This window comes from Tenacibaculum sp., from assembly GCF_048269885.1.
Taxonomy (GTDB): domain Bacteria; phylum Bacteroidota; class Bacteroidia; order Flavobacteriales; family Flavobacteriaceae; genus Polaribacter.
This window is the reverse complement of record NZ_JBLWTZ010000014.1, coordinates 73,728-86,980: the sequence shown is the minus strand read 5'-3', so window position 1 is coordinate 86,980 and position 13,253 is coordinate 73,728. Positions and strand designations below refer to the sequence as shown.

Genomic DNA, 13,253 nt, shown 5'->3' with positions numbered 1-13,253 from the left:
TATAAAATAAAAAAGCAGCCTACTAAGGTTGCTTTTTTATTTTATAAAACTCTACTAATTGTTAAGCCATCTCGTATGGGTAATAACACCGTTTCTAAGCGATTATCTTCATTTAAAAGTCTATTATACTCTAAAAGAACTTTAGTGTCGGTATCTTTAGGATCTAGTTCTTCAACAACTTTTCCACTCCATAAGACATTGTCAGATAAAATAACCCCACCTTTATTCATTTTTTCAATGATTAGATGAAAATAATTTACATAATTAGACTTATCAGCATCTATAAATACCAAATCAAATTTAGAATCGATAGTGGGAATAATATCTATAGCATTACCAACATACTGTGTTATTTGATTTTTATAGTCAGATTTTTGAAAATATTTATGTTGAAGCTCCTCTAATTCTTCATTTTTATCAATTGTATAAAGTTTTCCTTCTTTAGATAATCCTTCAGCTAAACACAAAGCAGAATACCCAGTGTAAGTACCTATCTCCAAAATTGATTTGGGGCGGATTAATTTAGAAAGCATAGCTAAAACCCTTCCTTGAAAAGCACCACTTAACATACGAGGATTTAATACTTTTTGCCAAGTTTCTCTACTTAATTCTTGTAATAGTTTAGGCTCAGATTGAGAATGGGTAACAACATAATTGTCTAATTTTTCAGGTAAAAAATGCATGTAAAACGTTTTAGTGTGCAAAATTAAAAAAAACGGAATTTATCACTATAATAAATTCCGTTTCAATCTAACAAAAAATCAAAAAATGGTTTTTAAAAAAACCAAAATTGTCTAATTAAGTTTACTTAATTGTTCTTTTAATTCTTCTTTGTCTTTACTAGATAAGCAAACTTTATCTTTATTACAACTAAGAGTTTTTACGTTCAAAATTTGAGACATTTTTTTATTTTGCTTAGAGTATAAAGCACATACCTTACAAACAAATAAATGCCAATTAAGTTGTAATTTTTCATACGTAGTAGCCTCTCCATATTGACTTTTGTCGCAAATGGTGGTAGCTTCGTCGCATGTAATTTTAAAAAATTTAAACATTTTTTTTATTTATTAAACCAGTTTTTTTCCATACAGCTTCTCAATTGTGTTCTGGCTCTATGAATAATAACCCATAGGTTTGACGGAGAAATATCAAGTTCCTTACAAATGTCTTCTGTTTCAAACTGTTGTATGGTTTTCATTTTAAACACCATGGCGTATTTTTCAGGTAGATTATCAATACATTTATCTAGCTGACTCTTTAATTCTTCATTTTCAATGTCTTTATCAGCATCGTTACCCCAAGTTTGTGGTACGCGTTCTTCAATCCAGCTACCTTCATTTTCTCCACTATCATAAAAACTCATTCGTACTTCTGCCTGCCCTTTTTTTGAGTTTATTTTTCGATAGTAGTCGATTATTTTTCTTTTTAAAATTGAAACTAACCATGTACGTTCTGTAGACTTTCCCTCAAAATTTTTTGCAGATTTTAACCCTGCAAAAAAAGTTTCTTGTACCAAATCTTTAGCAACATTGGAGTTGTTTACACGCGCAACAGCATAATTAAATAAGTAATCAGCATAATTGTCTACCCATTTATCGGGGGCTAAAGTATTTGAAGGATTTGTTAGATTCATTGAATCAAAGATAAGTTATTTTTTGTGGAAATTAGTAACATAAATTCTACTTAGTCCATTCGGGCTGTTTTTAATGAAGTCTATTATTTCGTTAAAATTTCTCTTTTTAGTTAATTTATTTGAAATGTTACTTTTGCTGGTTGTATAATAAATTTTATTATTTACAAGGTCTACAAAAGGACAGTAGTCCAGTTTTTTTGAATTGAGATTTGTTAAATGTTCTGCTGGAAGCCATTTGTTATTACTCCCTTTTTTACTAATGTACAAATCTCCGCTACCTAAATCATCTTTTCTGCCATACGAAGTAAAAATTATAAAACTTTCATCAGGTGCTACGAAAGCATTAAACTCATATTTTTCAGAGTTTACTCCAGAATTAAGAGAAACAGGTTTGGTGTAAACACCATTAATAAACCTACTTACATAAATATCTTCTTTACCCTTAGAGTTTTCATATTCTGCTGTAAAAAATAAATCCCCTTTTTTTGTCACTGAAGGATAAAATTCATCCGCAGGCGTGTTTATTGGCGAACCAATATTTATAGGTTCAGACCAATTACTGGACAAGGATTTTCGTGTTACATACCAAATATCCATGTCTTTTTTCACTTCTCCAGAGTCATTATTTTTTCTATTAGAAGCAAAGAATAGCTGTAATCCGTCAGGAGTCAAAAAAGGTTCTAAGTCTTTGTATTGACCTGAAAAACTCGCTACCTTCGGTTTTTGCCATTTGCCATTTATTTTTTTAGAGTAGGCAATAAAAGAATACTCTTTTAAATAAGTTTCAATAGTAAAATAAAATTCATTTTGATTTTTACTGATTGAAATATCCCTGATATTAGGTAGCTCATTAAATAACTCGGGAAGGAATAATTGAGGTTTTTGTGCAAAACTAACACAAGAAATAAACAAAAAGAGGTATCCAACTTTTTTCATAGTAATTACTGTTTAAGAACGTTGCAATTAGCTCTACGTCTCATATCAACTAAATATATGATTTCCCATTTCCCATTATTATTGAAAAGCTGAAAAGAATTGGCTCCACAATGGCTAAACTTTTCGTTTAGGTAAAATTCATAAGGAGTCCAAACAGAAGCTAAATTCCCATCAATTTTTATATCCCAGGATACTAATTTTTCTAAATAAGTATGTGCTGGTTTTTTATTAGCAATATTGGTAAGTAGCTTGGTTTTACTTTCAGTAACCAGAACATTCTTACCCTCTTTGTTGGTAAAGGTAGTTTGAATTTTAATTGTAGAATTAAGTGTGGCACTTACAAGTGTACTGTCTCCTTTATGTAATCCTTCAAAAAAGGTCTCAATCGTTTTTTTAATGGCCTTTTCTTCTGAGTTTTCTTGAGCACTTACCACAGTTGTAAGCACAAAAACAATTAATAAGGTAAAAATTTTTTGCATGTTAGTTTAGTTTGGCTAGGTAAAACTATTAAAAAAATAAACGGCTAAAGTTTAATTAACAGAAGATTAACTAGCTTAAAAAGCCAAAAACACAATGCTTCTAAGTCTAGAATAAATAAAACCATTGAATAATTATGTATTTTTACAATCCATAAAATAAAAGAAATGTCTGTAGCAAAAAAACAATATAAAAGAATTACCACTAAATCTCTTGTTGAAATGAAAGCCAATGGAGAAAAAATTTCAATGCTTACAGCCTACGACTATACCATGGCAAAAATTGTTGATGGTGCAGGAATAGATGTAATTTTAGTAGGAGATTCAGCATCCAATGTAATGGCGGGTCACGAAACTACCTTACCCATTACATTAGATCAAATGATATATCATGCAAGTTCTGTAGTTAGAGGAATTGATCGCTGTTTGGTAGTGGTTGATTTACCTTTTGGAAGCTATCAATCAGATCCTAAAGAAGCATTGCGTTCTGCTATTAGAATCATGAAAGAAAGTGGAGCACATTCTATAAAATTAGAAGGAGGTAAAGAAATAAAAGACTCTATCAAACGAATTTTAAATGCAGGTATACCTGTAATGGGACATTTAGGATTGACCCCTCAATCTATTTATAAGTTCGGAACTTACACAGTAAGAGCAAAAGAAGAAGAAGAAGCGGAGAAGTTGATGAAAGATGCGTTAATGTTAGAAAAGTTAGGATGCTTTGCTATCGTGTTGGAAAAAGTGCCAGCGAAGTTAGCACAAAAAGTTGCTGAAGCTTTAACGATTCCAGTGATAGGAATTGGAGCAGGAGCAGGTGTAGATGGACAAGTATTGGTAATGCATGATATGTTAGGAATGACACATGAATTCAACCCTCGTTTCTTACGTAGATATTTAGATTTGCATACAGAAATGACCAATGCTTTTGAGCAGTATATTACTGACGTAAAAAGTCAAGACTTTCCAAACGAAGAAGAACAATATTAATTTAAATTTTTAGATAGTTGGATTATTCGATTTCTAGAAGTTAAGAGATGCATAGATATAAGGAATTTAAATTTTGGCAAGTGAGCACAGGTCTTTTTGCAAAGACATTTATTTACTCACATCAAAATTTCCTGAAGATGAAAAATACGGATTAGTATCTCAATTCAGAAGCGTATCAATATCTATTCCTTCAAATATAGCTGAAGGTTGCTCAAGAATATCCAATAAAGATTTTTCTAGATTTTTGGTAATTGCATTAGGTCCATGTTATGAGGTTGAAACTCAATTGTTACTTAGTTATGATTTGGGGTTTATCTCTAAAACTGATTTAGAAAATTATACAGAAACTTTAATGAGTGTAGTGAAAATGATGTCTGAATTCAATTCAACATTAAGCTAAATACAACTATCAAAAATTTTAAATATCCAACCATCTAATAATCTATTTTAATGAAAATACTTCATTTAGATACCAATCACCCTCTTTTAATAAATCAATTAAATGATTTGGGGTTTGAGAATTATGAAGACTATACTTCTTCAAAATTAGAAATAGAAACGGTAATTCATCAGTATGAAGGAATTGTTATTCGTAGTCGATTTACTATAGATAAACAATTTTTAGATAAAGCAACAAATCTTAAGTTTATAGGACGAGTAGGAGCTGGTTTAGAAAACATTGATTGTGATTATGCTGAAAAGAAAGGAGTAGACTTAATATCAGCACCAGAAGGAAATCGAAACGCAGTAGGAGAGCATACCTTAGGAATGTTACTTTCTTTATTTAATAAGCTTAATAAAGCAGATAAAGAAGTACGAGAAGGTAAATGGTTGCGAGAAGAAAATAGAGGGATAGAATTGGACGGAAAAACGGTGGGAATCATCGGTTATGGAAATATGGGGAAAGCCTTTGCCAAAAAACTCCGAGGTTTCGATGTTGAAGTGATTTGCTATGATATTAAGTCAGCTATAGGTGATAAAAATGCTCAACAAGTTTCTTTAAAAGAATTACAAGAAAAAGCGGATGTTTTAAGTTTACATACCCCACAAACAGAACTTACCATAAAAATGGTGAACTCAGACTTTATTAATAGTTTTTCAAAACCTTTTTGGTTGTTAAATACAGCTCGAGGAAAATCGGTAGTAACAAAAGATTTGGTTGAGGCTTTACAGTTAGGAAAAGTTTTAGGAGCAGGGTTAGATGTATTAGAATACGAGAAAAAATCGTTCGAAAACCTATTTACAAATCAAGAAATTGAAGTAGTGCCACCAGCATTACGATATTTAATTAATGCAGAAAATGTGTTACTTTCTCCTCATGTTGCAGGTTGGACTATAGAAAGTAAAGAAAAGCTAGCACAAACTATTGTAGATAAAATCAAAGAAAACTATCGCAGTGAGAAATTTTAGTTAAAGAGAATAAGAATTTTTAATACTCGATTATCGAGAAAAATTTTGCTAACTTGATACTTCTAAATCATGTAACATGAAATATGAAGTAGCTACAGTAGAAGAATATATTTCTCAGGTTCCAGAAGAACGACAAGAAGTTTTACAAAAGCTTCGCAAGCTAATCAATGAAAATCTGCCTGAAGGATTTGAAGAAGGAATCAATTATAATATGATTGGGTATTATGTTCCGCACTCAAAATACCCCGAAGGTTATCATTGCGATTCTAAATTACCACTTCCTTTTATGAACTTAGCTTCACAAAAAAACTCAATAAACCTATATCATAGCGGAATTTATGCTCATGAAGAGTTATATGATTGGTTTGTGGCAGAGTATCCTAAGTATTCAAAAAGGAAATTAGACATGGGAAAAAGCTGTATTCGTTTTAAAAAACTGGATGATATTCCGTATGAATTAGTTGCAGAATTATGTACAAAAATAACTGTAGATGAATGGATTTCTATGTATGAATCAGTCGTAAAAAAGAAATAAAATGAAGAAAAAAGGTAAAGTAATAGGAATAGGAGGAGTTTTTTTTAAAACAGAAGACCCGAAAGCAACGAAAGACTGGTATAAAAATAACTTAGGTTTTAATACTGATGATTGGGGATGTACGTTTTGGTGGAAGGATAACGAAGGGAAAAAGGCGTCTACCCAATGGAGTCCGTTTGCAAAAGATACAAACTATTTTGAACCCTCTAGAAAAGATTTTATGTTTAATTATCGAGTAGAAAATTTGGTAGAGTTGTTAGAGGAGTTGAAAGAAAATGGTGTTGCAGTGATGGATAAAATAGAGGAGTATGATTATGGAAAGTTTGGATGGATTGTAGATTTAGACGGAAATAAAATTGAGTTATGGGAGCCAAAAGACGAAGCTTTTTTATAAATTTAGCACCGTCTAATAAATAAAAAAATAAAAAAATGAATGTAATTGATGAAAACGGGAATACTGTTCCTAATCAAGAAAGTAAACGTGTATTAGCAGGTATTTTAGCAATTTTAATAGGTTCAATTGGTATACATAAATTTGTATTAGGGTATACCAAAGAAGGAATTATACAAATTATTGCTTCAATTATAACTTGTGGTTTTGCAGGAATTATTCCTTTTATTGAAGGAATCATCTATTTAACAAAATCTGACGAAGAGTTTGTAGATACTTATCAAGTTAACCATAGAGGTTGGTTCTAAACGTTCTTTTTTAATATTTTTACTATGTCTGACACTAAAAACACAAAGGATACCTTAAACAAAGCAAAAGAAGTTATGGATAACATAACGGAGAAAGCTAGTGAGTTGGTTGGAGAAACAGGTGAACATTTGGTAGATATAGTTGAAGATGTAAAAGAAAAAGTTGAAGAAATTATTTCCGATGAATCAATTCAAAAAGCTAAAGAAAAAGCAAATGAATTAACAAACGAAGCCAAAGAAGTGTTAGAAAATATCACTGAAAAAGCTTCAGAAGTAGCAGGAGAGGCGAGTGAACATATGGCCGATTTTGCAGAAGATACTAACGAAGGATTTCAAGAAACCAAAACTAAAACCAAGAGTTTTTTTCAAAGACTCTTTGGAAAATAAAGATAAAAGAAAAGCGCCTATTGGCGCTTTTTTTATGATGCAATATTATTAGCTTTATTGGTTCTAACGATGGCTTGTTCGTTTTTCCAGTCAATCCATTTCTGACCTTTAATACGACGCATAATATTATCGATTGTACGCATAATAAATACATTGTAAACAGCTTTTCCTAAGTTTTTAGGATTGCGAGCAATAGCACGTAAACTCATAGAAAAACCAGGGGTTACATAACGCATGTAATGCCAGTATCCTTCAGGCATATACAATACATTACCATGTTCTAATTCAGCAATATGACCTTTAGCCTTTTTTAAGGCAGGCCATTTTTCAAAATCGGGGTCGTTAAAGTCAATATCTTCACGAGTAATTAACGAATGCGGAATTTTATACAAGAATTTATTCTGTTTTTGGTCAAACAAAATACATCTCTTTTTTCCTTCAAAATGAAAATGAAAAATATTAGCTAAGTCAATATCGTAGTGCATAAATGTATAAGAATTTCGTCCGCCAAAAAATAGCATTGGCAATCCTTTCATTAAACGCAAACCAAAATCGGGAAAGGTAAAGTCTTTTTGTAATTGAGGTACTTCTTTTAAAATATTCCATAAGAAAATCCTGAATTTAGTAGGTTCACGTTTTAGTAAATCTACATATTCACTCATTTTCATGGTTGCGTGAGGTTCATTAAAACCGTCTTTATAATCTACAGGCCTGTCATCATATAACGGAACTGTTTTATCGCCAGCTACTTCTTTCATATACTCTAAAGACCATTTAGAGTAAGCTGGCCAGTCTTCAATAAAACGCTCAATAACTACAGGTTTTTGAGGTTTAAAGTAGTTTTTTATAAAGTCTTCTTTAGTAATGGTTTCTACTCTGTCTATTTGTTGCAACTGTAATCCCATACATTCAATTTTTTCGAGAAGCAAAGTTAAGAAAATGTTATGATGTTTTTTTGAGTTAACAATGTTAAAAATTAAGTCAAACCATGAGCGGATTTTAAAAATTAACTCTGAAACTAATATTTGGTGTAAAGGGTAATGCGTAAGTATTTATCTCCTTAGCATTATCAGTGTTGTTTTCATCAACAACATAATAGGTGTTTATAATATTTTTTCTGTTGCTAATATTAGTGAAACCAACTCTTATAGTTGATTTTAGATTTTTTGTAAGATTAAAATTATAGCTTCCAGAAGCATTAATTCTGAAGAAATTAGGATGCCTTTCTTTGTTTGGAGTATCATAGTTTACAATAACTCTATTACCATCTTGAATGGTCTCATTGTCTTTAACAGGTTCTGTATATGGGGTACCTGAACGTAAAATAGCACCTAAAGAGAGTTTAACATTGTTGGTAATGTTATAGTTAATAGCACTACTAAAAGAGTGTGTAATATCTAAACTACTAGGAAAAGTATCAGGTGTAAAAGTTTTAAATGTATAATTATTTTCAGCAAAGGTGTAACTCAACCAACTGCTAAATTTTTTAGTTTTTTTATTAATTAAAAACTCAACACCTTTTACTTTGTAGTCTCCTATAGAATTTAGTGTTTGGACATTGTTATAAAAACCTTGATTGGCAACAGTAATACCATTAACAAACTTATAAAAACCAGTAAGATCTATTTGTAGGTTGTTTTTTGAATATTCTGCCCCAAAAGATAGTTGCTTACTTTTAATAATAGGTGTTTGATCATCGTCAGCCAAAACCCACCTTCTTTTTTCTATACCTAAAAAGTTATCTTGAAAATCTATCTTCTGTGCAGTTGTTTGATTTTTAAACTCTCCTTCTAATTTTAAAAATAGACTATTATAAAGTTGTTGTCTTAAGTTAATCCTTGGTTCTATGATAAGTTTATTAAAATCGTGAAAATAATTAGCACGAAAACCTACTCTAGCATAAGTGTTATTTTTACGATAAACTACCTCAGAAAAAAGAGCAGATTTAAGTAAAACTTCTTTTACAGATTTAGAAAATGTAGGAGCATTAACAGTTGTTTTGTTGGCAACACCTATTTCATTAAAAACAGCACCGTTTGTAAGTTGAAAAACAGCTGAAAAATGATGATTAGCAATAAACCTAATTTCAGATTCTAAAACATTGTTGAATTGAGTTTGAAATTGATCAGTCTCTCTATTAAAGTCTGATGAATTTATTTTATAATCAGAAATAAAAGTAGAGAATTCTGTAGAAAATTTGGGCGACCAATTGGCATTCCAACTAATATTAGCCCCAAGATTCTCTTGTTTTAAATTACTGTTTTCTTCTACTGTTGAGTCATTGTTTGTATATTCTTCTGTGTATTCTAAGTTATTTTTTATACTTATTAAATTAGCTCTTAATGAATGATTTTTATTGATGTCGTATAACACTTTAAAAGAGTAATCATAGAAATAGAAATCAGTTGAGGCTTCATTTTCTTTGTTGGAAGCTATAGAGTTTTCTTGAAAGCTTCTACTAAAATACTTGTCATAGGTTGGGGTATTAAAAAAATCGGTATAAGATCTTCTTGCTGAGGCATGAATTTCGAGTTTTTTAGTTATAGGTGCCTGTAAAAAAGCGTCTGCACTTAACAAATTAAAACCAGCTCCTCCAGAGAATGTGTGAGTAATTTTGTTGGTGGTTTGCATGTTGACGGTACTGGAAACACCATCGCTAAACTTTGTACTAGTGCCATTTTTGGTAACTGTAGCTTTTTCTGTTAAATATGGGTTATATGCAGAAATTAAACCAAAAAAATGACTCGTATGGTACATCTTAATTCCATCCCAAAGCATTAAATTTTGATCGTTTGTTCCACCTCGCACATTAATGTTCGATACACTTTCATTCACACTTTCTACACCAGGAAGTACTTTAATTGTTTTTAAAATGTCAGGTTCTATTAAACCTGGAAGAATTCCGAATTTTTTAGTTTTTAAAACGGTACTTCCATCAATGTTTTTTTGAAGACCAGTAGTTAAAAAATTAGGAATAATTACTTCTGATAATTCTTCTGACAAACTTTCTAAGTGTATTTCTTTACACAAGTTTTGAGAGAATAAATCTTTGGCCGGTAGTATAATAGGTTTGTATCCAACGTAAGAAATAATAATGTTTGCATTTGCAGGAACTGAGTTGATATTGAATTCACCGTTAGTATTAGATGTAGTTCCATTACTAGTATTATTAACTAAGATAGTAGCTAAAGCCAATGGTTCAAGTGTGTTACTGTCTACTACCGTTCCACAAATAGGAATTTTCTTTTCCAAGTATGATACAGTAATAAACCGATTATCTAAAATTTTAAAATTAAAGATGGTAACAGACTCTAAGTAGTTTATGGTTTCAGATAATGATAAACTATCATTGGGTTTGGCAATGTATACATTTTCTAAATCCTTATCGGAATACGTAAAAGTTACCTGATGCTTTTTTTCAATTTCAATTAAGACATCTTTCAGTAAAGTTTTGCTAATAACATCCTGTGCTTTGATAGCAAAGGTAAATAGGAAAAGAAATAAAAAGGTAGTTTTTTTATTGACCATTCTTGTAAATAGTAATGTTTTTTCCTTCTATTTTATACGATAACTGCAAAGGAATTGTAACTGCTTGCAGCGCTATATTTATGTCTTTATGAGTAAAACCACCAGTATAAAGCTGCTCTAAATTAACATCTTTAGTTTTTATAACATAACCATATTGGTTTTGTAAATCGTCTAGCACAAATTGGAAAGGAGTACTTTTAAAATTAGACTCATCTTGTAACCAAGATTTATGATTAATATTAAAAGTATTTAAAGTGTCAATTTTACCATTTATAACCTTAAATATTTTCCCCTTAGCTAATTTAATTAGTGAGTTGTTGTAGTTTACACTAACTAAACCTTCGTAGGTTTTTACTTCAAAATAATTCTTTCTTTCTTTAACGTTAAATTGGGTTCCTAAAACAGTAACTTTTCCAACAGAAGTATTTACGGTGAAAGAATTTCCTTTTTTGACTTTAAAAAAAGCTTCTCCTTTAAGTTGTATGTCTCTACTGTTTTTCCAATCCTTTTTGTTGAAAGATACAGTAGAATTTGCATTTAAAATCACTTCAGATTCGTCTGGTAAGTTAAAGGTTTTTGTTTCTGCATATTGCGTACTAAAGTTTACTGAATTATTGAAAAGTAAGAAATAAGAAGAAACTAGTAAAACAATAATAGCTGCAGCATATTTATAAAAGTTCTTATAACTTAATGGGATAACCTTGCTTTTTTTAGAAGTAGCTTTTTTTAGTTCAAACTCTTTAAGAGCCTTTTCAATATCCACTTTAGGAGTTTCTATGTGAGAAGAATAATGTGCTATTTTCTCAAGATTTTTAAAGTTTTTATCTTGCTTTAATAGAGACAGTTCTTCATCGGAGATTTCTCCGTTTAACCATTTTAATATGTATTGTTCATCTTTCATTTTGTGCTTAACTAACTTTTAGACAATAAAGAAGTAAATTTCCCTACCCTTACAATAATTCTATTTTTGATTTCAATTTTTTTAATGCTGATGACATCCTTTTTTCAACGGCTTTTTGCGAGATATTTAGTAACTCAGCAATTTCTCGATATTTTTTACCGTCTATTCTATTCATTAAAAAAACTTCTCGTTCAGCCTCTGTTAAATTTTCGACAGCATTTTTTAATTTGTTTTTAAATTCTTCTTCTTCTAATAAATATTCTGGATTTTGATTATTTATATCCAAATAAGGAGCGTTTTTAGCATAGTTTAAAACAACTTTTTCATGCTTTAATTTGTTTAAAAAAAGGTTGTTTACACTGGTGAATAAGTACGATTTTGCTTTTTCATATGATATTTCTGAACATTTTTCCCACATTTTTAAAAAAGCTTCTTGTATTAAATCTAGGGCAGTATCTTTATCGTTAGATTTATAAGATGAGAAGTTGGTAACGAATTGAATATTAGCTTTGTAAAACGCGTTAAAATCTTCCTCATTACACAGTGATTTTTTAGTCATATGAATGCTTTTATAGAGTTAAAATAGAAAAAAAATCGAAAACAAAGGTAGGGTAAAACGATTTATAGTTTTCTAAAGGACAGAAAGAGCTCAAAAAACAAATGTTTAAAAAATTAAAATTTATTAAGATGAAAACGATAAAATTAATAACCATACTTGCATTAGCTGCTTTGACAATTTTTACCTCATGTCAATCAGAAGAAAATGAACAAGTAGGTACAAATCCAAATGCAAATACCCCAACTTCTGAAACGGCAAAGAAGTATAAAAGAACAGGTATGAACGATGGATCAGAAGATGATTTTTTAGATGGAAATTCATGTGCTGAGTTATTGTTTCCAGTGACAGCAACTGTAAATGGTAAAGAAGTAACTATTATAAATGAACTAGACTATAGTTTAGTTCTTGAAATAATGGACGAGTTTAATGATGATGATGATACCGTAGTTTTTAATTTTCCAATAACAGTAAAGTTAAATAACTATACAGAAGTAACTATTACTTCACAAACAGAATTGGAAGAATTAAATAGAAAATGTGATGAAGCATCAGATGAAATGGAAGATGCTATCTCTTGTGCAAAAATAGAATTTCCAATATCAATGCTAACCTATGGTATTAACTTAGAGCAAACAGGTACTGTTGTAATTGAATCAGAGAAGCAGTTGTACAATTTTGTGGATAATTTAGATTCAAACGAGTTATTCTCTGTGAAGTATCCAATAATTGTAACTCTAAGTAATGGTAGTTCTGTGGAAATTAATAGCGATTCTGAATTTGAAGATGCTGTTGAAGAGTGTACTTCTTATGAAGAGGAAGAGGAAGCAGCAGAAGCAGCAGCTGACGAATTAGAAACCATTATCAGTAAAGCTAAATTTAAGGTAGAAAGCTTTATTGAGGCAGGAGTGGAAAAAGCGGAAGAATATGCTGCATATACTATAGAGTTTACTAATGATGGAAAATTAATAGTAAGAAATATTGTAAACACAACTTTAGAAAACATTGAAGGAGAATATGATGTAGAGTCAGATACAAGAGTCCTTTTAGAGGTTCAGTTTGGAGCCGGAACAGCTGTAAGTGCTTTAAATAACGAATGGATTGTAACTACTTATACAAGTACTTTACTAACATTACAAAGTACAACAGATACTTCAGTAACATTAACATTTAAAAAGATATAAAAAATTAAATATTTTTAAGTT

Annotated in this window: 17 protein-coding genes; 8 read left to right on the top strand and 9 right to left on the bottom strand. The window is 30.4% G+C overall.

The genetic code is table 11. From position 1 onward, the window contains the following. Positions 1–41: 41 nt before the first annotated feature. The 5 genes from ACN0WY_RS11805 to ACN0WY_RS11785 form a co-directional block, all read right to left on the bottom strand. Complete coding sequence (locus ACN0WY_RS11805) at positions 42–683, bottom strand: O-methyltransferase (protein ID WP_417800471.1); 642 nt, start codon at positions 681–683, stop codon at positions 42–44. A gap of 111 nt (positions 684–794) precedes the next feature. Then, complete coding sequence (locus ACN0WY_RS11800; RefSeq protein WP_417800470.1) at positions 795–1,055, bottom strand: hypothetical protein; 261 nt, start codon at positions 1,053–1,055, stop codon at positions 795–797. Between the two features lie 5 nt (positions 1,056–1,060). Continuing rightward, a complete protein-coding gene (locus ACN0WY_RS11795) occupies positions 1,061–1,633 on the bottom strand; it encodes a sigma-70 family RNA polymerase sigma factor (RefSeq protein WP_417800469.1) in 573 nt (190 codons plus the stop codon). A gap of 15 nt (positions 1,634–1,648) precedes the next feature. Then, positions 1,649–2,569 (bottom strand): hypothetical protein, encoded by a 921-nt coding sequence (locus tag ACN0WY_RS11790; RefSeq protein ID WP_330489381.1) that lies wholly within the window; start codon positions 2,567–2,569, stop codon positions 1,649–1,651. A gap of 5 nt (positions 2,570–2,574) precedes the next feature. After that, on the bottom strand, positions 2,575–3,048 hold the full coding sequence (locus ACN0WY_RS11785; protein WP_330489382.1) for a nuclear transport factor 2 family protein: 474 nt from the start codon (positions 3,046–3,048) through the stop codon (positions 2,575–2,577). 165 nt (positions 3,049–3,213) lie between these two features. On the opposite strand from ACN0WY_RS11785, the gene panB reads away from it, so the two are divergent. The 7 genes from panB to ACN0WY_RS11750 all read left to right on the top strand — a co-directional run bounded on the left by panB (position 3,214) and on the right by ACN0WY_RS11750 (position 7,063). Then, positions 3,214–4,032 (top strand): 3-methyl-2-oxobutanoate hydroxymethyltransferase, encoded by an 819-nt coding sequence (gene panB / locus ACN0WY_RS11780; protein WP_330489383.1) that lies wholly within the window; start codon positions 3,214–3,216, stop codon positions 4,030–4,032. Between the two features lie 73 nt (positions 4,033–4,105). Then, on the top strand, positions 4,106–4,432 hold the full coding sequence (locus tag ACN0WY_RS11775; protein ID WP_417800468.1) for a four helix bundle protein: 327 nt from the start codon (positions 4,106–4,108) through the stop codon (positions 4,430–4,432). A gap of 50 nt (positions 4,433–4,482) precedes the next feature. Continuing rightward, complete coding sequence (locus ACN0WY_RS11770) at positions 4,483–5,442, top strand: 2-hydroxyacid dehydrogenase (protein ID WP_417800467.1); 960 nt, start codon at positions 4,483–4,485, stop codon at positions 5,440–5,442. A gap of 76 nt (positions 5,443–5,518) precedes the next feature. Beyond that, a complete protein-coding gene (locus ACN0WY_RS11765; RefSeq protein WP_417800466.1) occupies positions 5,519–5,977 on the top strand; it encodes a DUF1801 domain-containing protein in 459 nt (152 codons plus the stop codon). A gap of 1 nt (position 5,978) precedes the next feature. Continuing rightward, positions 5,979–6,371 (top strand): VOC family protein, encoded by a 393-nt coding sequence (locus ACN0WY_RS11760; protein WP_330489387.1) that lies wholly within the window; start codon positions 5,979–5,981, stop codon positions 6,369–6,371. 35 nt (positions 6,372–6,406) lie between these two features. Further along, positions 6,407–6,676 (top strand): TM2 domain-containing protein, encoded by a 270-nt coding sequence (locus ACN0WY_RS11755; protein WP_330489388.1) that lies wholly within the window; start codon positions 6,407–6,409, stop codon positions 6,674–6,676. 24 nt (positions 6,677–6,700) lie between these two features. After that, positions 6,701–7,063: a hypothetical protein gene (locus tag ACN0WY_RS11750; protein WP_417800465.1), complete on the top strand. Its 363-nt coding sequence runs from the start codon at positions 6,701–6,703 to the stop codon at positions 7,061–7,063. A gap of 32 nt (positions 7,064–7,095) precedes the next feature. On the opposite strand, the gene ACN0WY_RS11745 is transcribed toward ACN0WY_RS11750, so the two are convergent. The 4 genes from ACN0WY_RS11745 to ACN0WY_RS11730 form a co-directional block, all read right to left on the bottom strand. Beyond that, on the bottom strand, positions 7,096–7,968 hold the full coding sequence (locus ACN0WY_RS11745) for a cupin-like domain-containing protein (protein WP_417800464.1): 873 nt from the start codon (positions 7,966–7,968) through the stop codon (positions 7,096–7,098). A 94-nt stretch (positions 7,969–8,062) separates the two neighbouring features. Beyond that, positions 8,063–10,591, bottom strand: coding sequence for a TonB-dependent receptor (locus tag ACN0WY_RS11740; RefSeq protein WP_417800463.1), 2,529 nt, complete (start codon positions 10,589–10,591; stop codon positions 8,063–8,065). Beyond that, positions 10,581–11,492, bottom strand: a complete 912-nt coding sequence (locus tag ACN0WY_RS11735) for a FecR family protein (RefSeq protein ID WP_417800462.1) — start codon at positions 11,490–11,492, stop codon at positions 10,581–10,583. Before ACN0WY_RS11735 ends, ACN0WY_RS11740 begins: the two co-directional genes overlap by 11 nt. 49 nt (positions 11,493–11,541) lie before the next feature. Further along, complete coding sequence (locus ACN0WY_RS11730) at positions 11,542–12,051, bottom strand: RNA polymerase sigma factor (protein ID WP_417800461.1); 510 nt, start codon at positions 12,049–12,051, stop codon at positions 11,542–11,544. Positions 12,052–12,179: 128 nt separating this feature from the next. Between ACN0WY_RS11730 and ACN0WY_RS11725 the strand changes: the two genes are divergently transcribed. Next, the gene (locus ACN0WY_RS11725) at positions 12,180–13,232 is read left to right on the top strand and encodes a hypothetical protein (protein ID WP_330489394.1); all 1,053 of its coding nucleotides are present in this window, start codon (positions 12,180–12,182) and stop codon (positions 13,230–13,232) included. Positions 13,233–13,253 lie beyond the last annotated feature (21 nt).